The sequence below is a fragment of the Christensenella sp. MSJ-20 genome (assembly GCF_044357945.1).
Lineage (GTDB): Bacteria > Bacillota > Clostridia > Christensenellales > QAND01 > QAND01.
Genome location: NZ_CP076563.1, coordinates 1344937 through 1367196 on the forward strand (window position 1 = coordinate 1344937; position 22260 = coordinate 1367196).

The window sequence follows — 22260 nt, forward strand, 5'->3', positions numbered from 1 at the left end:
TTGGCGGGTTAGCGGGGCAGAGGAATGGACAGCAGGGCGTCGTAGACCGGAGGCCCCTCGGTGGTGACGCTGCGGTAAAGGGTGAGATTGGTGGCGAAGAAGATGTCGCTCTTGACGGTGAGCTGGTTGGCAGTGCGGTAATCTACCCCTCGCATCAGGGTGATGTGGGGGAAGAAGGGCCGGGGCTCCTGGGTGACGCCTCGCCGCAGAAGGGCGGCGCTGATACGCTGCTCCATATGGGTTAAAGCGTCGGTATCCCCGCCCATCCGGGCGTAGATGGTGTCGCCCCCGGAGCGGACAAAGCCGCCGATGCCGTTGACGGTCAACAGGGGCGCCAGAGCGGAATCCCCCTCGGCCTGCACCACCTGGGCGATGAGATCGACAAGGCTGTCCGGCACGTGTTCAAAATACCGAAGGGTGATGTGCATGGTGTTGGTGGGAACGCTCCGGCCCCCTACCCCCAGGGCCATCAGCCGCTGCTGCAGGGTGCCCAGCATCTCCTTGGCGCTATCGGGTATATCCAGGGCGATGAACAGCCGCATGACATCCATCCTTCCGTCGTTTCTTTGTTTCATTATACCGAGTGGAAGGGTTGGATACAAGACAGGGTTCGCCTTTTTTCGCATATTTTGTGGCTTGAGCAAAAATTGGGCCCAATATCTGTCCATCCATTGGGATGGGTTCTTTTCCAACGGAGGCTTCGGCGGTATAATAGGAAGAAACAAAGGAGGTGGCAGGATGGTCCATATGATCGCCGGACGGGCGGGCAGCGGCAAAAGCCGCAGGATGTACGAGATGGCGGAGGCCGCCATGGAGGCGGGCAAGCGGGTGTACCTCATCGTGCCGGACCAGGCCACCTTCCAAACCGAGTGGGAGATGGCAAAGCGCCGTCCCCAGGGGGGCATGGCGGGCAGCGGGGTGCTGTCCTTCTCCCGGCTGTGCGACCGGGTTCTGCAGGAGACCGGCGGCGCGGCCCGGCCCTATCTCTCGGAGCGGGGGGCTGTGATGGCGGTGTCCATGCTGCTGCTCCGCCATCGGGAGGAATTTGCCACCTTTGGAGGGTATGTGAACTCCCCCAGCTTTGCCGCCCTTTTATACCAGCAGCTCTGTGAGCTGCGGCGGTTTTCCATCGGGCCGGAGGAGCTGCGGGAGATGGATTCCCCCCGGGTGCGGGACGTGGCCCTGATGCTGGAGGCCTATCAAAAGGACATCCTCTCCCGGTACACCGACGTGGTGGGCCGCATGGAGATGATGGTGGGGCGCATCCCCGAGGCCCCCATGCTGCGGGGGAGCCATGTGTTCATCGATGGGTTTGAGATGGTGACGGACCAGCTTCTGCGGGCGGTGGGCGCCATCATGGGGACGGCGGAGGAGGTGGCCGTTACCTTCCGCCTGGGCCAAGAGAACGACCGGGATTTCCCCATCTTTGAGACGGAGCTGAGCCATTATAAGCGGATTGAAAAGCTGGCCCTTTCGGCGGGGAAACGGCTGCACCCCGTCCCCCTCTACGGCAAGGAGGCCGCCTTCCGCCAGCGCTCCCCCATGCTCCGGCATCTGGAGGCGGAGCTGTTCTCCCTCCCCTACAACGTGTACCGCGGCCCCTACGACGGCAGCGTCCTCATCCGGGAGGCCGCCCATGGCCGGGAGGAGGCCGCCGCCGCCGCCCGGTACATCGCCTACCTGGTACGGGAGGAGGGACTCCGGTACCGGGACATCTTCGTGCAGCTATGTGACCCCGGCCTATCGGGCCTTTTGCGGGAGGAGTTTGAGGCCCACGGCATCCCCTGCTTTCTGGATGAGAAGCGCCCGGTGATGCTAAAGACCGTCTGCCGGTTTGGCTTGGCCCTTTTAAAATGCGCCGTCTCCGGCATGGCCCGGGACGACGTGCTGGCCCTTTTGAAAACCGGCCTGTTTCCCGTCTCGGAGGAGGAGGCCGCCTTTGTCCAGAACTACATGGTGGAGCGGGGGCTGCGGTACCTATCGGCCCGGGCTGCCGCCCAGGAGGAGGATCCCGGCGCCCGGCGGCTTTTGGAGCGGGTCCATCGCCCCCTTAGCCGCCTGCGGGCGGAGCTCCGGGGCAATGCCGCCGCTATGGCCCGGGCCTTCTACGCCGCCATGGCGGAGTACGAGGAGGGCATCGCCGCCTTTTTGGGCGGCCTTGTGACGGAGGATCCGGAGGCGGCGGACGAGGAAAAACTAGCCTACGAGGCCCTTATGGGCATCCTCACCCAGATGGACGCCATGATGGGGGAGGCGCTATTGACCCCTGGGGAGTTCTATCAGACGGTGCGGGCGGGGCTTTTGGCGGAGGAGATCGCCGTTCTTCCTCCCACCGCCGACTGCGTGTCGGTGGGGGACATGGATCGGAGCCGGGCGGCGTTGGTGGAATGCCTCCTGGTGCTGGGGGCCAACGACGGCTGTCTGCCCCGGACGCCCCGGCCCTCCAGCATCCTGCCCCAGCGTGAGGTGGAGCGGATGGAGGCCGCCGGCCTCTGGCTGGGCAACGATGCCCAGCTTCGCATGGCAGAGGAGGAATGGACGGTCTATGGGGCATTCAGCAAGCCCAAGGGCCGGCTCTATTTGTCCTATTCCGCTCTGGACGGCCGGGGCACCCCCAGGGGCCGCAGCCCGGTGGTTTCCGATCTGCTGCGCCTGTTCCCGGAGCTCCGCGTGTACCCCGCCCAGGGCTATGGGAACGCCCGGGGCTACGCGGTAACGGCGCAATCGGGGGCGGCCGCCGCGCGAACCGCCGCCGGGGCCTATGGGCGGGGGGAAGCGGTGGACGGAAGCTTTGGCGCGCTGTACCGGGTCTGCCGGGATCGCATGGGTTGGGAGGAGCCGGATCTACACCGGTTGGACCACTTGGACGAGGGTTTGGCGGAGGAGCTGTTTTTGCCGAAGGGCGCGGTCTCCGCCACGCGGATGGAGCGATACGCCCGGTGTCCTTTCTCCCATTTTGTGGAAAGCGGTCTCCGTCCCCAGGAGATCCGGGAGCCGGGGGTGGCTCCCCGGGACCGGGGGGATATCCTCCATGAGGCTTTGGAAAAGGTGGTGGCTCTGCGTAAGGGGGACTGGACCCTTGGCCGGGAGGAGATTCAGAAACTGGCCCTGGAGGTGGTGGAGAAGATCTTTGCCCAGCGCAAGGCCGCTCCCGGGCCTCGGGACGGCTATCAGAAAAAGGCCTTGGGCGAAGCGGCTCAGGAGGCCTTTCTCGCCCTGTTCGCACAGCTGCGAGACAGCGGGTTCCAGCCGGTGGGGGTGGAGGACTTTTTCCGGGAGGGGGCTCTCATCCAGTTGCCGGGGCGGCGTCCCGTCCGGGTGATGGGGAAGATCGACCGGGTGGATCTGGCCACCGTCCATGGCCGCCGGTATGTCCGGGTGGTGGACTATAAATCCGGCAAGGCGTCCTATGATCTGGAGGCCATCCGGGAGGGAACGGATTTGCAGCTGCCCATCTACGCCGCCGCGGCTCAGGAGGCCACGGGCGCTCAGGTGGCCGGGATGTTCCTCATGCCGGTGGGCCGGGGGGACAAGCACCGTTTGGACGGGGTGGCCCTGGGGGAGGACGACGTCGTCAACGCCATGGATCCGGCCCTTATGACCCAGAACAAAAGCGAGATTCTGCCCATTCAGCGAAACCGGGACGGCAGCTTTAGCAAGCGCTCGGGGGTAGGCAGCCAGGAGAGTTTGGAGGAGATCCTGAACCTGGCCCGCACCCGGACCGGGGAGCTGGTGGAGGCCATGCTGGAGGGGGACTGCCAGGCCCGGCCCAACCGTCGGGCCAACCCCTGCCGCTTCTGCGCTTATGGGGGCATCTGCCGCCGCCGGGGCGGCGAAAGGGAGGAGGGCCGATTCTATGAAACGGATGACTGACGCCCAGCGGGCCGCCGCCCTGACCTGGGACCGCAATGTGGGGGTATCCGCCGGGGCGGGCAGCGGCAAGACCTCGGTAATGGTGGAGCGGGCCGTGGGGCTCATCACCCATGGGGCGGATATTCGGGAGATGCTGATGATGACCTTTACCGTCAACGCCACAGAGGGCATCCGGAGCCGCATCCGGGAGGCCCTGGCGGAGGCCGTAGCGAAGAAGCCCGACAACCGGCTCCGGCGGCAGATCTCCGCCATTGGCTCCGCCGGCATCAGCACCATCCACGCCTTCTGCCTGGACTTGGTCCGGGAGTTTTTTCATGCCGCTAGGGTGGATCCCATGTTTTCCCTTGTGGGGGAGATTCAGCGGGCTATGCTGTCTACCCGGGTCATGGAAACCCTTATGGAGGATCGGTTCTCCACGGGGGATCAGGGGTTTTATGACCTGGTGGACCGCTGCGGCGGGGAGCGGGCCCTGGCCCAATTGATCCAGCGGGTGGATCAGACCGCCCAGACCCTGCCCGACCGGGAGGGGTTCTATGCCCGCCTGACCCAGCCCTATGCCGACGCCGCTTGGCTGGCGGAATATGCCCAAGAGGCCCGGCAGCGGCTTCGCTGTGAGCTGCTCCTTCCGGTGGAGGAGGCGGTCCGGGCGGTGGAGGAAGGGGCTCCGGGAGCGGAAAAATACTTGGGCGAGCTGCGGGGCTGTGTCCTAGGCGTCCGGGAGGCGCTAACGCTGGAGCCGGGGCCCCAGGCCCTGGCGGCTCTACACGCCCTTGTATTTCCCCGGATTACCCCTTTGAACCGGGAGGAGCCGGAGCTTCGGGATTATGTCAAGGAACGGGTGGATGCCGCCAAAGCCGCCATCGCCTGGGCGGGCAAATGTCCCGTCTACCTGCGCTCTCCGGAGGAGAATCGAGCCGCGCTCCGGGAGCTTCTGCCCCAGGCGGACCTGCTCCGGGAGCTGGCGCTGGAATACCGGCGGCTTCTGGATCAGGAGAAGAGCGCTCTGCGGCTGTTGGAGTTTTCCGATGTGGAGCATCTGGCTCTCCGGGTTCTCCGGGATCCGTTGGTCCAGGAGGAGCTGGGGCATCGATACAAATACGTGTTTGTGGACGAATATCAGGATGTAAGCCCCCTTCAGCAGGCGGTCATCGACCTGCTGCCGGGAAATCAGTTCTTTGTGGGGGACATCAAGCAGAGCATCTACGGATTCCGGGATGCCGAGCCCACCCTATTTCTCCGGCGGTTTGAGGACTACCGGGAGCGGGAGGATTGCTTGGCGGTTCAGCTGCAGCATAACTTCCGCAGCAGCCCCGCCATTTTGGAGGCCGTCAACGCCGTGTTTGACCGTTGCATGACCCCGGAGCTGGGACGGGTGGATTATCAAAAGGAGCATCGGCTGATCCCCGGCCGGCAGGGGGAGTGGGGGGAACGCCCTCGGCTGCTGCTGGTTCCCGACCTGCGGGAGGAGGAGCTTACTAACGCCGCTGCTCAGGCGCTGGTCATGGCCCGGGAGATGGAACGGCTGCGGGGAGAGGGATACCGGTATGGGGATATGGTTATCCTTTTGCGGAGCATAGGGGATAGGGCGGGAGAGATACAGAGGGTGCTCAGCGCCGCCGGCATCCCCGCTGTAACCCCGCCTATGGCGGGCTATTTTGGAACCCCCTCCATGGAAGCGCTTTTGGGCCTGCTGCGGTATGTGGACAATCCTTTGGACGATACCGCTTTGTTAGCTGCCCTTGCCCTATGGGGGCTTTCCGCCGACGACCTGGCCGCCATCCGGCTGAGCTGCCGGGAGGGAGCTTACCATGAGGCCCTTAGCGCCTACCAAACGCCGGGCCCCCTTCTGGAGGCGGTTACCGATTTTCGCCGAAGGATGGCGGAATACCGCCGTTATGCCGCCGTATACGGGGTGGAACGGCTGGTGGCACGGATCAAAGGGGAGTTGGCGGGGCCTTTGGATCTATATTCCCTGAACCAGGATAACCTTTCTCCTCTTACGGCTGTTCTAGCATATGCCCGGGAATTTGACCAGCGAGGAGGTGGAAACCTCTATGAGTTTTTGAAGGTGCTGGATCGGGTTCGGGAGGACAGCCACGCCGGCCGGGAGATGCCCATCGCTCCCAGCGCCGCTGGCGATGCAGTGCGGATCATGACGGTTCACGGCAGCAAGGGGCTGGAGTTTCCGGTGGTGTTCTTTGCCGCTGCTGAAAGCCGATTTAACACCGCCGACCTGCGAGGGGTGCCGGTGGACCGGGACCTGGGCGTGGCGCTGCCCCTTCTGCGGGAGGGGGAGCGGGAGGACGGCCCTTTGCGGGAACCCATGGGATCGGCCATCCGCCGCCGGAACCTGGAGGAGGAGATGCGCATTCTCTACGTGGCCCTGACCCGGGGGGAACGGGAGCTCCTGGTGGTGGCTACGGGGGACGGGGAAACGGCGCCTCCAGCGGCTCAATCCGCTCGGTGTCCCCTGGATTGGATTCTGCCCGCGGCCGAGGCCTTTGCGGTGGAACGGCTCACGGAGGTCCCCCGGCTTCGGGCGGCCCAGCGGCCCACCTTTGCCCGACTGGCCCAGGAGGCCGACCCACGGGAGATGGAGGAACTGGCCCACAGGCTGGACTACCGGTACCCCTATGAGGATCAGGTAAAGCAGCCCCAGCGGGCGGCCCCTTCCGCCGTGGGCACAGCCCCTGAGGAACGGCTGGAGCTGGTCCGCCCCCGGTTTGTGGGGGAGGAAGAGGGATTTACCGGCGCTGAACGGGGAACCATCGTCCACAAAGCCATGATGCTCCTGGATCTTTCGGCTATTGCTACCGCTGAGGACTTGGCCGCCCAGCTGGAGGGCCTGGTTCGCCGGGAGCTGTTGACCCAGCGGGAGGCGGAGGCGGTGGATCCCGCTATGATCCTGGGTTTTGTGAAGTCTCCTGTTTACGCCCGGGTAGCATCCAGCCCCCGGGTTTATCGGGAGCTGCCCTTCAACCTTGTGGTACCAGCCCGGGAGCTTTTGATGGAGGGGGACGGCGAGGTGATGGTTCAAGGCATTGTGGACTGTGCCTTTGTGGAGGATGGCAGGCTGATCATCCTGGACTATAAAACCGATTATGTACGGCCGGGCGGGGGAATCCTTGCGTTGCAGGAGCGCTACCGCCATCAGATGCGCATCTACCGTCGGGCCATGGAACGGACCATGGGCCTTAGGGTGGGAGAGGTGATCTTGTTTTTGCTGCGGACAGGAGAAGCGCTTACCATGCCTTTGGAAGAGGATATGTAAGGAGGAACCGTTATGGAATTGATCTATCTGGGCCACAGCGGCATGCTGGTACATGGGGAAAAAGCATCCTTTCTCATGGATTATTATCTCGATCAGGGGGAGGGGCGGGGGCTTTGTCACGGTGTGATGGACGAGGAGGGGCTCTCCCTGCCGGGACGGCTGTATGTGCTGATTTCCCACAGCCACGGGGACCATCTCAACCCCGTGGTGTTCGGCTATGAAAACTGCCGGAAGGACGTGGTCTATGTGGTGGCCCGGGAGGCCCAGGACAAGGTACCCAAAACCCTTCGGTCTTCGGTGGTGTTTTTGGAGAAAGGGGAGGCGTATCGGGATGAACTGGCGTTGATCCGGGCCTATGGCTCCACCGATCTGGGCGTTTCCTTCTATGTGGAGGCCGAGGGAAAGCGGTTTTTCCATGCCGGGGATCTCAATGACTGGCACTGGAACCAGGAGGTGCCCCCAGAAGAGGCCCAGGGATATACTCGGGCCTACCGGGAGGAGCTGGCGGCCCTTTCCCGAGACGTCTCCACATTGGATCTGGCGATGTTCCCGGTGGACGGCCGCCTGGGCCCTGATGCCGCCAACGGCGCCGTGGCCTTCCTTTCCGCCATCCCTACCCGGGTGTTCGCTCCCATGCACTTTGGGGAGGACTACCGTGCCCAAGACGGACTTGTTGCCCGCGGGCCCTTCGGCGGCACCCGGGTGATTCGGTGGACCAGGCGGGGGGAGCGGGCTTCCTTTTAATGGTTTTACGGTCATAGTTTCATTTTTATATGGGGATTTGTTGAAAAAAGGGATCCTCCGAATTTCCAAGGTATATGGATTCGAGAGCGATGGAATGCTATAATAGGAAAAAAGCACCAAGGAGGACGATAGCATGGATAAATATTACTGCACCGCTTGCAGCTGGGAATACGATCCCGCCGTTGGAGTACCCGACCAGGGCATCGCTCCTGGAACTCCCTTTGAGGACCTTCCCGAGGACTTTACCTGTCCCATCTGCGGCCTGGGCAAGGACGCCTTTGCCAAGGTAGAGTAGCCGAACGAGCCGAACCGCTGGGGGCATGGGATTATCCCAGGCCCCCGGTTTTCGATTTAGGAGGGAATCCCAATGAAATTGACCGAACATGTCCGTTACATCGGGGTCAGCGATCCTGATCTGCGGGTATTTGACGTGGTGATGCATACCCAGTATGGCACCACCTACAACAGCTATTATGTAAAGGGCACTGAGAAGTCCGCCATCATCGACACCGTTAAGGAGACCTTCTTTGACCGGTGGCTGGAGATCATGGAGGCCGAGGGCGTGGATCTTGGCAGCCTGGACTACATCGTTATGAATCACACCGAGCCGGACCACAGCGGCTCCATCGGCCGCCTTTTGGAAAAATGCCCCAAGGCCGTAGTCGTGGCCTCCCAGGCCGGGCTCAACGTGGCCAAGGAAATCGTAAACGGCCCCTTTGAGAGCATCCGGGCCAAGGATGGGGAGATCATCGATTTGGGCGGCGTGACCCTTCAAACCATTTCCGCCCCCTTCCTCCATTGGCCCGATTCCATCTTCACCTATGTGAAGGAGGATGGGGTGCTTATGAGCTGCGACGCTTTTGGGTTCCACCATGCCGCTCCCGGGGTGCTGGAGGAGACCATGGACGTGGCCGAGCTGTACAGCGAGCAGAAGTATTACTTTGACGTAATCATGGGCCCCTTTAAGCCCCATGTGCAGAAGGCCATTGCCGCCATCCGGGACCTGGACATCCGGATGATCTGCCCGTCCCATGGGCCGGTTTTGAATCGGGATCCCATGGGCGCGGTGAACCGCTATGAGGAGTGGTCCAGACCGGAAGCCAAGGGGGAGAAGCCCCAAGGCGTGGTGGCCTATGTTTCCTGCTACGGCTATACCCGAGTCCTGGCCCAGGCCATCGCCCGGGAGCTTACGGAAATGGGAGCGGACATCCGGCTGATGGATGTGGCAGAGGACGGCGTGGATGCCGTTTCCGCCGCCATCGGGGAGGCGGACTTCCTTGCCCTGGGGTCTCCCACCTTTAACCGGGACGCCCTGCTGCCCATTTGGGACGTGCTGGCCCGGACCAGCTGCATTACCAACCGGAACAAGAAGGCCCTGGCCTTTGGCTGCTTTGGATGGAGCGGGGAGGCCGCAGGCTTCCTAGCCCAGCGTATGGAACAGATCGGCCTTAAGGTGGTGGGCACCGCCACCTGCAGGATGCGGCCCAATCAGGAGAAGCTGGACGCGGTTCTGGAGACCGCGCGCAAGCTGATGGAATAACGAAAACGCATAAAAGGACCCGCCCCATATGGGACGGGTCCTTTTTGATTTGGTAAGGCGTTATTTGCTGATCCAGTCCTTCCTGTCCAGAAGGATGGCATCTAAAAGGGCGTGGGCCTCCTCCTGGGTGGCGCCCGCCGCCGAGGCATAGACCTTCAGCTTGGGTTCGGTGCCGGAGGGCCGCAAACAGGCCCAGCTGCCTCCCTCCAGCTCGTAGAACACCACGTTGGACTTGGGATACGCAAGGGGTTCCTGGACGCCGCCTGTGGCGCGGACGCTGGCCTGATAGTCCCGGACCGCCAGCACCCGTTTACCCGCGATGGCCTCCGGCAGTTCTTCCCGGGCCTGGGCCATGATGGCCGCCATCTCATGAAGGCCGTCGGGGCCGGGGAAGGGAAGGGTATCCGCCCGCTCCTCCTGGTAGCCATAGGTTTCGTAGATTTCGGTCATCACATCCATGAGGCTTTTCCCCTGGCTCCGGTAGTAGCAGGCCGCCTCGCACAGATAGAGGGCGGAGGATACGGCGTCCTTATCCCGGGATAGGTCCACGCACAGATAGCCATAGCTTTCCTCAAAGGCAAACACCAGAGGAATGCCCTTTTCAGCGTGGAGGTCGATCTGCTGGGATACATAGCGGAATCCTGTAAGGACTTCCGTTACCGCAAGGCCAAAGCCGGCGGCAATCCGATCCGCCAGGGAGGTGCTTACGATGGAGCGGAGGATCAAGCCGTTTTTCGGGAGAAGACCCAGCTCCTTCATCCGGGAAAGCCGGTAATAGAGCAGCAGACACGCCGCTTGGTTGCCGGTCAGCTTGTGGTATTCCCCATTCTGGGGGATGGCGATGGCCAGCCGGTCGCTGTCAGGGTCGGTGGCCAAAGCCAGGGCGGCGCCTTGCTTCTTGGCGTCCCGGATCACCAGGCGAAGGGCGTCATCCTCCTCGGGATTGGGAGCCTTGAGCCCAGGGAAATCCCCATTGGGCCGTTCCTGCTCTTTTACCACTTTGACGTTGTGGAAGCCCGCCTGCTTTAGCAACTCCCGGACCGGGTGGTTTCCCGCGCCAAAGAGGGGGGTATAGGCGATGGGAAGATCGGCGTTCTGTTGGATGGCCTCCGGGGACAGGATTCCCTGGAGCGCCTCTTTATAATAGGAAGCCAGTATGTCCTTGCCTACATAGTGCAGCCGCCCGGTTCGAAGGGCCGCTTCCTCCGTCATATAGGCGACGTCGGCCAGGGAGGACAGACGGCGCATGTAGGACAGCACGGCGGCACAGTCGGCGGGGGGCAGCTGTCCGCCATAGGCGGCGTAAGCCTTATAGCCGTTATACTGAGGCGGGTTGTGGGAGGCTGTGACGGTGATGCCCGCGGCACAATTCAGGTGCCGGATGGCGTAGGAGAGGATGGGCACCGGGGTGATCTCGGAAAACAGATATACGGGAATCCCGTTGCCGCAGAAGACCAGAGCGGCCTCCCGGGCAAAATCCTGGGAGCGGTGGCGGGAGTCACAGGCGATAACCACTCCTTGAACGGCCTGGCGGTTCTCCAGGAGCACCCGGCTTAAGGCTTCGCTGGCCAGCTTGATGTTATAGGTGTTCATCAGCATGGAGCCGGCGCCGATCTCTCCCCGGAGGCCGGCGGTGCCAAAATCAATATCATCATAGAACCGGTTTTTGATCTCCTGGTCGTCTTGGCGGATGGCGAGAAGCTCCCTCCGCAGATCCTCGTCCAGCAGAGGATCGTGCAGCCACGCGTAATATCTGCCCATATAATTCAAAATCAATTCCTCCTGACAAAAAACTTTTTCACAGGTTTCCTACAAATTATAATACAGTTTGCCCAATAGTTCTACCACATCTAGTGGTTGTCCTTCCGCATAAAATGATAAGTTAAAAATTAATTAAAAAAAGGGGATTGACAGTGAGGGGATGATTTGGTAAGATGATCAAGCTCGCCCGAGAGGGGGAGCGGAGCACCTTGAGAACTACATAGTGAAAAACCAAGCGCAAACTAGAAGAGAGAAGCCAAGAGTTTAGAAATCGAGCGAACGGTCATCTTCTGTGTTAAGTAAGAAGCGAGCATGTCCGAAGGGCATGGTAGCAAATATTTAATACAAGAGTTTGATCCTGGCTCAGGACGAACGCTGGCGGCGTGCTTAACACATGCAAGTCGAACGGACGAAGCCCCTTCGGGGGCCGAGTTAGTGGCGGACGGGTGAGTAACGCGTGAGCAACCTGCCCATAAGAGGGGGATAACATCGGGAAACCGATGCTAATACCGCATAAGACCACGATAGCACATGCTAATGAGGTCAAAGGAGCAATCCGCTTATGGAGGGGCTCGCGTCCCATTAGGTAGATGGTGGGGTAACGGCCCACCATGCCGACGATGGGTAGCCGGACTGAGAGGTTGAACGGCCACACTGGGACTGAGACACGGCCCAGACTCCTACGGGAGGCAGCAGTGGGGAATATTGGGCAATGGGGGAAACCCTGACCCAGCAACGCCGCGTGAAGGAAGAAGGTTTTCGGATTGTAAACTTCTGTCCTAAGGGAAGAAAGAAATGACGGTACCTTAGGAGGAAGCCCCGGCTAACTACGTGCCAGCAGCCGCGGTAATACGTAGGGGGCAAGCGTTGTCCGGAATTATTGGGCGTAAAGGGTGCGTAGGCGGCCGATCAAGTCAGGTGTGAAAGACCCGTGCTTAACATGGGGGTTGCACTTGAAACTGGTTGGCTTGAGTATGGGAGAGGCAAGCGGAATTCCCGGTGTAGCGGTGAAATGCGTAGAGATCGGGAGGAACACCAGTGGCGAAGGCGGCTTGCTGGACCAAAACTGACGCTGAGGCACGAAAGCGTGGGTAGCAAACAGGATTAGATACCCTGGTAGTCCACGCCGTAAACGATGGATACTAGGTGTAGGGGGTTTAACACCTTCTGTGCCGGAGCAAACGCAATAAGTATCCCGCCTGGGGAGTACGATCGCAAGATTGAAACTCAAAGGAATTGACGGGGGCCCGCACAAGCAGCGGAGCATGTGGTTTAATTCGAAGCAACGCGAAGAACCTTACCAAGGCTTGACATCCCCTGACAGACATAGAAATATGTTATCTCTTCGGAGCAGGGAGACAGGTGGTGCATGGTTGTCGTCAGCTCGTGTCGTGAGATGTTGGGTTAAGTCCCGCAACGAGCGCAACCCCTACATTTAGTTACCAGCGGGTAAAGCCGGGGACTCTAGATGGACTGCCGGGGACAACTCGGAGGAAGGTGGGGACGACGTCAAATCATCATGCCCCTTATGTCTTGGGCTACACACGTGCTACAATGGCCGTTACAAAGGGAAGCGAGTGCGTAAGCAGGAGCGGAACCCATAAAAGCGGTCCCAGTTCGGATTGTGGGCTGCAACCCGCCCACATGAAGTCGGAGTTGCTAGTAATCGCGAATCAGCATGTCGCGGTGAATGCGTTCCCGGGCCTTGTACACACCGCCCGTCACACCACGGAAGTTGGGAGCACCCGAAGCCGGTGGCTTAACCGCAAGGAGAGAGCCGTCGAAGGTGAGATCAATGACTGGGGTGAAGTCGTAACAAGGTAGCCGTATCGGAAGGTGCGGCTGGATCACCTCCTTTCTAAGGTGTAAGTAAGAAAAGAAGCGGAAGAGGATCAAGAGCGAGATTGAAGCTGTTGGCGCTTTTCTGGGATGCGTTTGGAATCACTATGTGGTTATCGGGGTAGGGCTGGAAGGTCCTAAGCTCCGAGGCCGGAGACACGCGAGTCTGAGAGGACGCGGGGGTGTAGCTCAGCCGGGAGAGCACCTGCTTTGCAAGCAGGGGGTCAGCGGTTCGAACCCGCTCATCTCCACCAGCGGGGGCTCATAGCTCAGCAGGTTAGAGCGCACGCCTGATAAGCGTGAGGTCGGTGGTTCGAGTCCACTTGAGCCCACCAGCGTTTGAAAGAAACGCGGAGCACATTGAAAACTGCATAGGAAGAAAAGAAGCAAGGCAAAAGTAGAAATAGGTAATGCGAATTACTGAAAGCTACTACAATTTTACGTCGAGAAGACAAAACAAGGAACCGATCAAGCTAATAAGAGCGTAGGGAGGATGCCTTGGCACTAGGAGCCGACGAAGGACGTGGTAAGCTGCGAGAAGCTGCGGGGAGCTGCAAACAAGCATTGATCCGCAGATGTCCGAATGGGGAAACCCGGCAGTGGTAATGCGCTGTCACCCATGGGTGAACACATAGCCCATGAGGAGGGAACCCGGAGAACTGAAACATCTAAGTACCCGGAGGAAGAGAAAGAAAATCGATTTTCTGAGTAGCGGCGAGCGAAAGGGAAAGAGCCCAAACCAGGTGTCTACGGATGCCTGGGGTTGAGGACCCGCGTAATTTTGCGATGTGTTAGACGAACAACGGTGGATAACCGTGGCCGAAGAGGGTGATAGCCCTGTAGTCGAAAACGCAGAGCGAAAGGTGGGGATCCAGAGTACCACGGGACACGAAGAATCCCGTGGGAAGCAGGGGGGACCACCCCCCAAGGCTAAATACTACCTAGTGACCGATAGAGGAATAGTACCGTGAGGGAAAGGTGAAAAGCACCCCGGAAGGGGAGTGAAAGAGAACCTGAAACCCTATGCTTACAAGCAGAGGAAGCACGATTAATGTGTGACCTCGTACTTTTTGTAGAACGGGCCGGCGAGTTACGTTGTGTAGCGAGGTTAAGGTGTAGAGCACCGGAGCCGCAGGGAAACCGAGTCTGAACAGGGCGCATAGTTGCATGACGTAGACCCGAAACCGGGTGACCTATCCATGGGCAGGTTGAAGGTGGGGTAAAACCCACTGGAGGACCGAACCACACCAATGTTAAAAAATTGGGGGATGACCTGTGGATAGCGGAGAAATTCCAATCGAACCCGGAGATAGCTGGTTCTCCTCGAAATAGCTTTAGGGCTAGCCTCAAGAGAAGGCAAGCGGGGGTAGAGCACTGAATGGGCTAGGGGGCCTCAAAGCTTACCGAACCTTATCAAACTCCGAATACCGCGTTGCTGCTTCTTGGGAGTCAGACTACGGGAGATAAGTTTCGTTGTCAAAAGGGAAAGAGCCCAGACCATCGGCTAAGGTCCCCAAGTTCAAGTTAAGTGGAAAAGGATGTGCAATTGCTTAGACAACCAGGATGTTGGCTTAGAAGCAGCCACACATTTAAAGAGTGCGTAATAGCTCACTGGTCGAGTGGTTGTGCGCCGAAAATGTACCGGGGCTAAACTTGACACCGAAGCCATGGAATATATCCATGATATATTGGTAGAGGAGCATCGTGCACGGGCAGAAGCCATACCGCGAGGAGTGGTGGACTGTGCAGGAGAGAGAATGCCGGCATGAGTAGCGAGAGCGAAGTGAGAATCTTCGCCGTCGAAAGCCTAAGGTTTCCTGAGGAAGGTTCGTCCCCTCAGGGTTAGTCAGGACCTAAGCCGAGGACGAAAGTCGTAGGCGATGGACAACAGGTTGATATTCCTGTACCACCTTTGAGCGATTGACCGATGCAGTGACACAGTAGGATAGGCAGAGCGGGCTGATGGTAGAGCCCGTCCAAGCGTTGAGGCAGGTGCGTAGTGAAGTACGCGCACCATAATGCTGGGGCGTGATGGGGACAGAAAACAAGTATGGAAGCTGCTGAATTCACACTGGCGAGAAAAGCTGCTAGGGAGCAAAAGGGTGCCTGTACCGCAAACCGACACAGGTAGGCGAGGAGAGAATCCTAAGACGAGCGGGAGAACCCTTGTTAAGGAACTCGGCAAAATGACCCCGTAACTTCGGGAAAAGGGGAGCCTCGAGAGAGGCCGCAGAGAATAGGCCCAAGCGACTGTTTACCAAAAACACAGGTCTGTGCGAAGTTGAGAGACGAAGTATACAGGCTGACGCCTGCCCAGTGCCGGAAGGTCAAGGGGAAGTGTTAGGAGCAATCCGAAGCACGGAACTTAAGCCCCGGTGAACGGCGGCCGTAACTATAACGGTCCTAAGGTAGCGAAATTCCTTGTCGGGTAAGTTCCGACCCGCACGAATGGCGTAACGATTTGGGCACTGTCTCAACAAGGGACCCGGTGAAATTGTAGTATGCGTGAAGATGCGCATTGCCCGCGATAGGACGGAAAGACCCCGTAGAGCTTTACTGTAGCCTGACATTGGATTTTGGTAACAGATGTACAGAATAGGTGGGAGACTGGGAACCACGGACGCCAGTTCGTGGGGAGTCACCTTTGGGATACCACTCTTTTGTTACTGGAGTTCTAACGTTGCGCGGTGATCCCGGTAGCGGACATTGTCAGGTGGGCAGTTTGACTGGGGCGGTCGCCTCCGAAAGAGTAACGGAGGCGCCCAAAGGTTCCCTCAGAATGGTTGGAAATCATTCGCAGAGTGTAAAGGCAGAAGGGGGCCTGACAGCGAGAGAGACATTTCGAGCTGGGACGAAAGTCGGGCTTAGTGATCCGGCGGCATTGAGTGGGTGAGCCGTCGCTCAACGGATAAAAGCTACCTCGGGGATAACAGGCTTATCTCCCCCAAGAGTCCACATCGACGGGGAGGTTTGGCACCTCGATGTCGGCTCGTCGCATCCTGGGGCTGGAGCAGGTCCCAAGGGTTTGGCTGTTCGCCAATTAAAGCGGCACGCGAGCTGGGTTCAGAACGTCGTGAGACAGTTCGGTCCCTATCCATCGTGGGCGCAGGAGATTTGAAAGGAGCTGTCCTTAGTACGAGAGGACCAGGATGGACGCACCTATGGTGTACCGGTTGTTCTGCCAAGAGCATGGCCGGGTAGCTAAGTGCGGACGGGATAAACGCTGAAAGCATCTAAGCGTGAAGCCCCCCTTAAGATAAGATCTCCCATCCTTATGGAGTAAGACCCCTTGAAGACTACAAGGTAGATAGGCCGGAGGTGGAAGCGCAGTAATGCGTGCAGCTGACCGGTACTAATAGGTCGAGGGCTTGATCAAGCATACGACTTTGTTAAGTCGGAAGACGTAGAATTTCTTGCTTCCTTCTCCTATGTGGTTTCCTTTGTGCTCAAAGATAATTTGATATCAAATTTCCGGTGGTAATGGCTAAGGGGATCCACCTGTTCCCATTCCGAACACAGCAGTTAAGCCCTTACACGTCGACAATACTTGGCTGGCAACGGCCTGGGAAGATAGATCGCCGCCGGATTCTAATTTACAAGCCCTGTCTTATGACAGGGCTTGTTTTTTGCAGGCGAAGGCGGTTCATGGTTGCTGACCTGTTGTGGGGAGGGGATGGCGATACGAATCTGTAGCGTCCGGCGGCAATGGTGTGTTGCTGCACCATGTTGTGGATAGAGGGCAGCGGTTGGAAAGCTGTAGAAGCCAGTGGTACAGCTGTATTTGGGTGTAAGTGAAGAAATTTTGCAGCAAGGCCAGGAGAAGGGGAATCGGCGATGGTATTTTGCAGCTGCTCTGTACGCCCAAGGCTTGCAAAAGGGGTGCAGGCTCAGCCTGCCCGTTATAAAAAAGTGAGTTGTTCCCCCGTATAGGGGGCATGGATGAGGTGGTCGATATCGGCTTGGCGGAATAGGAGGCCGTGGCGTTTGCATTCCGCCCGGAGCAGGGCGCCCAAGCTGGCATCCGGTACGGGGCAATGGTATTTGAAGCCATAGCGCTGGACGTATCGCTGACGGATACCGGGGAACTCCTGATCCAACATCTCATAAAAATATTCCCGCTGGCCTTCCCGCATGGTGACCCCTAGTCCGCCATAGGTGGCGATCCACTTGGCCCCTGCCTGGGCGGAGAGGGCAACCACCTGTTTGAGGTTGTGGGAATTGTCGTTGAGAAAGGGGAGGAGGGGCATCAACGTGATACCACAGGAAATCCCCGCCTCCGAGAGGACGCGGATGGCCTCTAGACGTTTGCTGGTGGGGCACACATTCCGTTCAATCCGTTGACAAAGGGCATCATCGGCCGTGGTAATGGTGAAGTTCACGGCCACCGGGGCGTGGGCGGCGATGGACGTGAAAAGGCCGGCGTCCCGGGCAGCCAGATCCGATTTGGTGATGACCACCACGCCATAACCATGGCGCAATAGCAGGCGGAGGGCTCCCTGGGTCAGCTTTTGCTCCTCTTCCCAAGGATTATAAGGATCGCTCATGGAGCCGGTCAAAACCGCGCCCTTTCTGCGCTTGGCTTTTAGCTCGCGATCCAAAAGAACCAGGGCATTTTCCTTGGCCTTGACCCGATCGAAGTCCTGGATCTGGTAACAGGCGCTCCGACTGTCGCAGTAGATGCAGCCATGGGAACAACCCCGGTATAGGTTCATATTGTAGTGAACGCCAAACCATCCCTGCTCCAGATAGCCCGAAAGGATGGTTTTAGCGGGAATGATCTCCATGTCGCACCGCCTTTCCGCTCCCCAAGTATAGCACAGGACCGGAGGAAAAAACAAACAGATGTTCGCTATTGCTGCGAGGGATGAATTCGCGCGTAGGGAAACCGCTTTTTGGCTTGTGGGATGCCGACATTCCTTTTATACTAATCGTATTGGTAGAATCCATGGAGGCGATGATCCTGATCCGCAGAGGAACCGCAGGGGATATTCCGGCGTTGAACGAAATCATCAATTACTATATTCGGGAAACCACCTACAACTACAGCACCCAGGAGCAGTCCCTTCCCGAGACCGCCCGGTGGTTCAACACCGTAAGCGCCGGGGAATACGATCTGTTTGTGCTGGAAATAGAGGGAAAGGTAGTGGGCTATGCCAGCTATGGGCCCTTCCGCAGCAAGACGGGGTATGCCCCTACCGTGGAGCATTCCGTCTATCTGCTGCCGGGCTATGAGGGCTATGGATACGGGCGGGCTCTGCTCACCGCCATCATGAACGCCGCCCGGGAGAAGGGCTATTGGACTATGATGGCGGTCATCGACAGCAGCAACCGAACCAGCGTGGCGTTTCATTTGCACATGGGCTTTACCATGGTGGGAACCCTGTCCAACGTGGCTAAGAAGTTTGGCCGCCCTCTTCACGTGGTCTATTTGCAGTACCCGTTGAACGATCCCGCAGACGGCGTGGCCGCTGTTTGGGAGTCATCGCTCTGACGGGAGAAAACCCGATCTTTTTTGAATAGGAGTAGGATATGATCAAACATCTGTTTTTTGACCTGGACGGCACCCTTGTAGACAGCGCTGACAGTATTTCCTGGAGCTTTATTGAGGCGGCAAAGCCTTTTTCCGACCGGGTGGTGACCCAGGACCAGGTGATTCCCCTCTTGGGCGGATTCCGGCTTCGGGTGTTTGAAGATCTCTATGGCCTTGCCGGGGAAGATCTTTTGGCGGCTAAAGCCCACTATGGGACGGTGATCAATGGGGATGGATATTTGAAGGAAAAGCTGTATCCTGGCATTCGAGAGCTGCTCTTGGAACTGTCTATCCTGCCGGAGCTGGAGCTGTCCATCTGCTCTGCCCGCCGGGCGGCAGGATCCATCCAGTCCCTTCGATACGCTGGCATTGAAACGCTATTTACCCATGTGATCGGGCCTGATGAGCGAGGCCAGGAGAACAAGGCCCAGGTGCTTCGGGAGCATATGGAGGCTTATGGGATGGATCCCTTGGAGACGCTAATGGTGGGGGATATGGTGGGGGATATCCACGCGGCCAAGGAAAACCGGGTGTCCTCCATCGCCTTAAGCTATGGATTTGGCACCCTGCAGGATATGGAAGCCACCGGGGCCGATTATCTGGCCCATAGCGTTTCGGAGCTGCGGGAGATCCTGCTGCCGCTTCTTCGAGAGGGGAGGGAGTAGGGCGTGTTTTCCCACCTGATCTTCGATATAGACGGCACCTTGATGGATTCTCTGCCCTTTGTCACCAAGGCTTATCTGGAGGCCTGCTCCGCCATGGGCCTGGAGCCCAACCGGGAGGCTTTTCTGGTTCATGCCGGCATCCGCACCGCCCTGGTATTTCGGGAGTACTATCGCTTGAACGAGGAGGAATTCCAAAAGGCCTCCGCCATCTATGGGGCGGCCTTTCACCGGGACAGCCATACCGCCCGGCCCTTCCCCGGCATCCCCGAGCTGCTTTCCCGTCTAAAAGAGGCGGGGGTTCAGATGTGCGTTGCCACCGCCAGAACCCAGGACGCTCTGGACGCGCTGTTTGGGAGCCGGGGCATTTGGGATTACTTCTCCTATTTTGGATGCAGCACGTCCCGGCAGGAGCGTCCCAATAAGGCGGACAGCATCCGCCGCTGTGCCCAGCACATGGGGGTGCCCCCGGAACAATGCCTGATGATTGGGGACCGGTATGTGGATATCCGAGGCGCTCGGGAGGCGGGCGCCATGGCCTGTGGAATTACCTACGGGTTTGGCAGCCGAGCGGAACTGGAAGCGGAGGCCCCCCAGTATCTTGTGGATTCCGTGGAGGAGCTTTCTGGGCTCCTTTTAGGAGGAAAATAGATGAAACCCCTGTTTATTACCTTTGAAGGACCGGATAAGGCCGGGAAAACCACCCAGATCGCCCTGTTCTGCCAGGCGCTGAGGGACCGGGGAGTGGACTTTATCCAAACCCGGGAACCGGGCGGCTGTCCCGTCTGCGAGAAGATTCGGGCCGTGATTTTGGACAAGGACAACGAAATGGGAGCCGTATGCGAGGCCCTTTTGTATGCTGCCAGCCGGGCGGAACTGGTGGAGCGGGTTATCGCACCCGCCCTTAGGGCCGGGCGATGGGTGATATGCGACCGGTTCGTGGACAGCAGTATCGCCTATCAGGGCTATGGAAGGGGATTGGGCTATGATACCGTTGCGGCCGTCAACGCCATCGCTGTGGCCGGAAATGTGCCCGATTTCACCTTTTATCTGGACATCGATCCCCGGCAGTCCATGAAGCGGGCCGCCGAGGGAGAAAAGGACCGGCTGGAACAGGAGCCTGACGCCTTTTTTCTTCGTACGGTAGAGGGATACCGGGAGGTGGCCAGCCGAGCGGCGGATCGTGTGGCGGTGATCGACGCGTCCGGCACCATAGAGGAGGTTCATCAGCGGATCATGGACGCCTTTGCCCGGAGGGTATCCCCATGACCGGGCACGCCGCCATTCTGTTGGCCCCCCGGGAAAGCTTTTTACCCCTGGCCCGGGAGCAGGCGATGGCTTATCTCTGCCCGGAAGGAGGCTGCGGCGCCTGCCGGGTTTGCCATCTCATCCAGGCGGGAGACCACCCCGACGTACTCTATCTTTCCCCCGATGGGACTTCCATCAAAATCGGCCAGGTGCGGGGGCTGTTGGAGGAGCTGGCGGTCAAGCCCTACATGGGGGAAAGGCGGCTTGTGGTGATTCTCTCCGCCGACCTCATGACGGAGCAGGCGCAAAATGCCCTCTTGAAGACCATTGAGGAGCCGGCGCCTGGCTGTGGATTTCTGCTTTTGGCCGAGAGCCGGGAGAAGCTGCTGCCTACCATCCGGTCCCGCTGCGGCACCATCCGCCGGGACGGAGGGCGAATAGAACAGGGACTGTGCCTGGCGGCCCGGGTTATGGGCCGGGATGAGGGGGAAGCGGCTCTCTGGCAGCGGGATATGGAGGAAAAAGGGCCTCTTTATACCGCCTGGGAAGATGGAAAAAAAGCCCTGTACTTGGGATTTTCCCAAAAATATAGTATGATGGAAGAGGTTCTGTCCGAGTCCAAGGCCGACGGGGAGACGCTGCTGGATTGCATGGCAAGCCAGGCAGCCCATCTTCTGTTGGTCAAGGCGGGTACCCAGCCCTTAGATCCTCAGATGGAGGAGCTGTTTCGGGTGTTTCCAGGGGATGGGTATATTGCGGCCAGGATCGTAGAACGCATACAAACGGCGGGAAGGATGCACAGCGCTCACGTAGGAAAACGGGGGTACTTGCAGTGGCTTTCCCTTGCCGTCATGGAGGAACTGGATGAAGACCGTAGTCGGTGTAAAATTTAAAAAGACCAGCAAGACCTATTATTTTGATCCCAAGGACATTCCGCTCCAGGAAGGGGATGGGGCCATTGTGGAGACCGCCCGTGGCCTGGAATATGGGGAGATCGTCATGGGGCCCACCCAGGTGGAGGACGAAAAGGTGGTGGCGCCTTTAAAGAGCGTTGTCCGCAAGGCCACGGCCGGGGACTATAAGCGCATGGAACAGAACCAGCAGCAGGAGAAACAGGCCTTTTCCGTCTTTGAACAGAAAATTGCACAGCATAAATTGGTTATGAAGCCGGTGGAGGTGGAATATGCTTTTGATGGCAGCAAGATCACCTTCTTCTTTACCGCCGACGGCCGGGTGGATTTCCGGGAGCTGGTGAAGGACTTGGCCCATCATTTCCGCGCCCGCATCGAGCTGCGGCAGATCGGCGTCCGAGACGAGGCCAAGATGCTGGGCGGCCTGGGGAAATGCGGCTGTCCTATCTGCTGCAAGCGGTTCCTCTCAGAGTTTTCTCCGGTATCCATTAAGATGGCTAAGGAGCAGAACATCAGCTTGAACCCCACCAAAATAAGCGGGCTGTGCGGGCGTCTCATGTGTTGTTTGGGCTATGAGCAGAAGTATTATGAGGAGATGAACCGCAAAATGCCCCGGAACGGCAGCGAGGTGACCACCCCCGACGGCAAGGGCAAGGTGGTGGAGAACCAACCCCTCTGCGCTCGTACCAAGGTGCGCCTGGAAAAACCGGACGGCTCCTATGAATTTAAGGTCTATGCCCTGGAAGACCTGACCTTTGACCGTACCCAGCGCCCACGGCCTAAAAACGAGAAAAAGAACGGCGAGCGAAAGGGAGACCGGGAAAAGCAGAAGCCCCGGGAACCAAAGGAAGAAAACGGCGGGAAAAAGTGAAGATAACCCT

Annotated in this window: 14 protein-coding genes, 2 tRNA genes and 3 rRNA genes; 16 read left to right on the forward strand and 3 right to left on the reverse strand. The window is 59.1% G+C overall.

All coding sequences use genetic code 11. The annotated features are described in order from the left end of the window. Positions 1–8 precede the first annotated feature (8 nt). The gene (thpR, locus tag KP626_RS06830) at positions 9–542 is read right to left on the reverse strand and encodes an RNA 2',3'-cyclic phosphodiesterase (RefSeq protein ID WP_395976082.1); all 534 of its coding nucleotides are present in this window, start codon (positions 540–542) and stop codon (positions 9–11) included. Positions 543–738: 196 nt separating this feature from the next. On the opposite strand from thpR, the gene KP626_RS06835 reads away from it, so the two are divergent. From KP626_RS06835 to KP626_RS06855, 5 genes are all read left to right on the forward strand, one after another. Continuing rightward, positions 739–3873 carry a PD-(D/E)XK nuclease family protein gene (locus KP626_RS06835; protein ID WP_395976084.1) on the forward strand — a complete coding sequence of 1045 codons (3135 nt, stop codon included), beginning with the start codon at positions 739–741 and terminating at the stop codon, positions 3871–3873. Continuing rightward, positions 3857–7144 (forward strand): UvrD-helicase domain-containing protein, encoded by a 3288-nt coding sequence (locus KP626_RS06840; RefSeq protein WP_395976086.1) that lies wholly within the window; start codon positions 3857–3859, stop codon positions 7142–7144. The genes KP626_RS06835 and KP626_RS06840 overlap by 17 nt, the downstream gene beginning before the upstream one ends. A 12-nt stretch (positions 7145–7156) precedes the next feature. After that, positions 7157–7888 (forward strand): MBL fold metallo-hydrolase, encoded by a 732-nt coding sequence (locus tag KP626_RS06845; RefSeq protein ID WP_395976088.1) that lies wholly within the window; start codon positions 7157–7159, stop codon positions 7886–7888. Positions 7889–8021: 133 nt separating this feature from the next. Next, positions 8022–8183, forward strand: a complete 162-nt coding sequence (locus tag KP626_RS06850) for a rubredoxin (protein ID WP_395976090.1) — start codon at positions 8022–8024, stop codon at positions 8181–8183. 72 nt (positions 8184–8255) lie between these two features. Then, the gene (locus KP626_RS06855) at positions 8256–9428 is read left to right on the forward strand and encodes an FprA family A-type flavoprotein (protein ID WP_395976092.1); all 1173 of its coding nucleotides are present in this window, start codon (positions 8256–8258) and stop codon (positions 9426–9428) included. A gap of 60 nt (positions 9429–9488) precedes the next feature. Here KP626_RS06855 and KP626_RS06860 read toward each other — a convergent pair whose 3' ends face one another. After that, positions 9489–11189: a phospho-sugar mutase gene (locus KP626_RS06860; RefSeq protein ID WP_395978987.1), complete on the reverse strand. Its 1701-nt coding sequence runs from the start codon at positions 11187–11189 to the stop codon at positions 9489–9491. A 340-nt stretch (positions 11190–11529) separates the two neighbouring features. On the opposite strand from KP626_RS06860, the gene KP626_RS06865 reads away from it, so the two are divergent. The 5 genes from KP626_RS06865 (at position 11530) to rrf (ending at position 16615) form a co-directional block, all read left to right on the forward strand. Next, positions 11530–13047, forward strand: a 16S ribosomal RNA gene (locus KP626_RS06865). A 159-nt stretch (positions 13048–13206) separates the two neighbouring features. Next, a tRNA-Ala gene (locus tag KP626_RS06870) sits at positions 13207–13282 on the forward strand. Between the two features lie 4 nt (positions 13283–13286). After that, positions 13287–13363, forward strand: a tRNA-Ile gene (locus KP626_RS06875). 131 nt (positions 13364–13494) lie between these two features. Beyond that, positions 13495–16404, forward strand: a 23S ribosomal RNA gene (locus KP626_RS06880). Positions 16405–16498: 94 nt separating this feature from the next. After that, positions 16499–16615 (forward strand): 5S ribosomal RNA (gene rrf, locus KP626_RS06885). Together the 16S, 23S and 5S rRNA genes with 2 tRNA genes alongside form the textbook arrangement of a ribosomal RNA operon. Before the next feature lie 312 nt (positions 16616–16927). Here rrf and KP626_RS06890 read toward each other — a convergent pair. Further along, positions 16928–17812 (reverse strand): SPL family radical SAM protein, encoded by an 885-nt coding sequence (locus tag KP626_RS06890; protein WP_395976094.1) that lies wholly within the window; start codon positions 17810–17812, stop codon positions 16928–16930. A 161-nt stretch (positions 17813–17973) separates the two neighbouring features. On the opposite strand from KP626_RS06890, the gene KP626_RS06895 reads away from it, so the two are divergent. Genes KP626_RS06895 through KP626_RS06920 form a run of 6 tightly spaced genes read left to right on the forward strand, consistent with a single transcriptional unit; the run spans position 17974 to position 22250 of the window. Further along, on the forward strand, positions 17974–18519 hold the full coding sequence (locus KP626_RS06895) for a GNAT family N-acetyltransferase (RefSeq protein ID WP_395976096.1): 546 nt from the start codon (positions 17974–17976) through the stop codon (positions 18517–18519). Positions 18520–18557: 38 nt separating this feature from the next. Further along, entirely contained in the window at positions 18558–19223 is a 666-nt protein-coding gene (locus KP626_RS06900) for an HAD family hydrolase (RefSeq protein WP_395976098.1), read from the forward strand. Between the two features lie 3 nt (positions 19224–19226). Next, positions 19227–19871, forward strand: a complete 645-nt coding sequence (locus KP626_RS06905) for an HAD family hydrolase (RefSeq protein WP_395976100.1) — start codon at positions 19227–19229, stop codon at positions 19869–19871. Next, positions 19872–20489 (forward strand): dTMP kinase, encoded by a 618-nt coding sequence (gene tmk / locus KP626_RS06910; protein ID WP_395976102.1) that lies wholly within the window; start codon positions 19872–19874, stop codon positions 20487–20489. It begins immediately after the preceding gene. After that, positions 20486–21361, forward strand: a complete 876-nt coding sequence (locus KP626_RS06915) for a hypothetical protein (RefSeq protein ID WP_395976104.1) — start codon at positions 20486–20488, stop codon at positions 21359–21361. The genes tmk and KP626_RS06915 overlap by 4 nt, the downstream gene beginning before the upstream one ends. After that, positions 21333–22250, forward strand: a complete 918-nt coding sequence (locus tag KP626_RS06920) for a stage 0 sporulation family protein (protein ID WP_395976106.1) — start codon at positions 21333–21335, stop codon at positions 22248–22250. The genes KP626_RS06915 and KP626_RS06920 overlap by 29 nt, the downstream gene beginning before the upstream one ends. The last annotated feature ends 10 nt before the right edge of the window (positions 22251–22260 follow it).

Excerpts from the sequence above, each read along its gene's own strand:
- thpR (WP_395976082.1), bottom strand. The coding sequence starts at position 542 with ATGCGGCTGTTCATCGCCCTGGATATACCCGATAGCGCCAAGGAGATG.
- KP626_RS06835 (WP_395976084.1), top strand. The coding sequence starts at position 739 with ATGGTCCATATGATCGCCGGACGGGCGGGCAGCGGCAAAAGCCGCAGG.
- KP626_RS06840 (WP_395976086.1), top strand. The coding sequence starts at position 3,857 with ATGAAACGGATGACTGACGCCCAGCGGGCCGCCGCCCTGACCTGGGAC.
- KP626_RS06845 (WP_395976088.1), top strand. The coding sequence starts at position 7,157 with ATGGAATTGATCTATCTGGGCCACAGCGGCATGCTGGTACATGGGGAA.
- KP626_RS06850 (WP_395976090.1), top strand. The coding sequence starts at position 8,022 with ATGGATAAATATTACTGCACCGCTTGCAGCTGGGAATACGATCCCGCC.
- KP626_RS06855 (WP_395976092.1), top strand. The coding sequence starts at position 8,256 with ATGAAATTGACCGAACATGTCCGTTACATCGGGGTCAGCGATCCTGAT.
- KP626_RS06860 (WP_395978987.1), bottom strand. The coding sequence starts at position 11,189 with ATGGGCAGATATTACGCGTGGCTGCACGATCCTCTGCTGGACGAGGAT.
- KP626_RS06890 (WP_395976094.1), bottom strand. The coding sequence starts at position 17,812 with ATGGAGATCATTCCCGCTAAAACCATCCTTTCGGGCTATCTGGAGCAG.
- KP626_RS06895 (WP_395976096.1), top strand. The coding sequence starts at position 17,974 with ATGGAGGCGATGATCCTGATCCGCAGAGGAACCGCAGGGGATATTCCG.
- KP626_RS06900 (WP_395976098.1), top strand. The coding sequence starts at position 18,558 with ATGATCAAACATCTGTTTTTTGACCTGGACGGCACCCTTGTAGACAGC.
- tmk (WP_395976102.1), top strand. The coding sequence starts at position 19,872 with ATGAAACCCCTGTTTATTACCTTTGAAGGACCGGATAAGGCCGGGAAA.
- KP626_RS06915 (WP_395976104.1), top strand. The coding sequence starts at position 20,486 with ATGACCGGGCACGCCGCCATTCTGTTGGCCCCCCGGGAAAGCTTTTTA.
- KP626_RS06920 (WP_395976106.1), top strand. The coding sequence starts at position 21,333 with ATGAAGACCGTAGTCGGTGTAAAATTTAAAAAGACCAGCAAGACCTAT.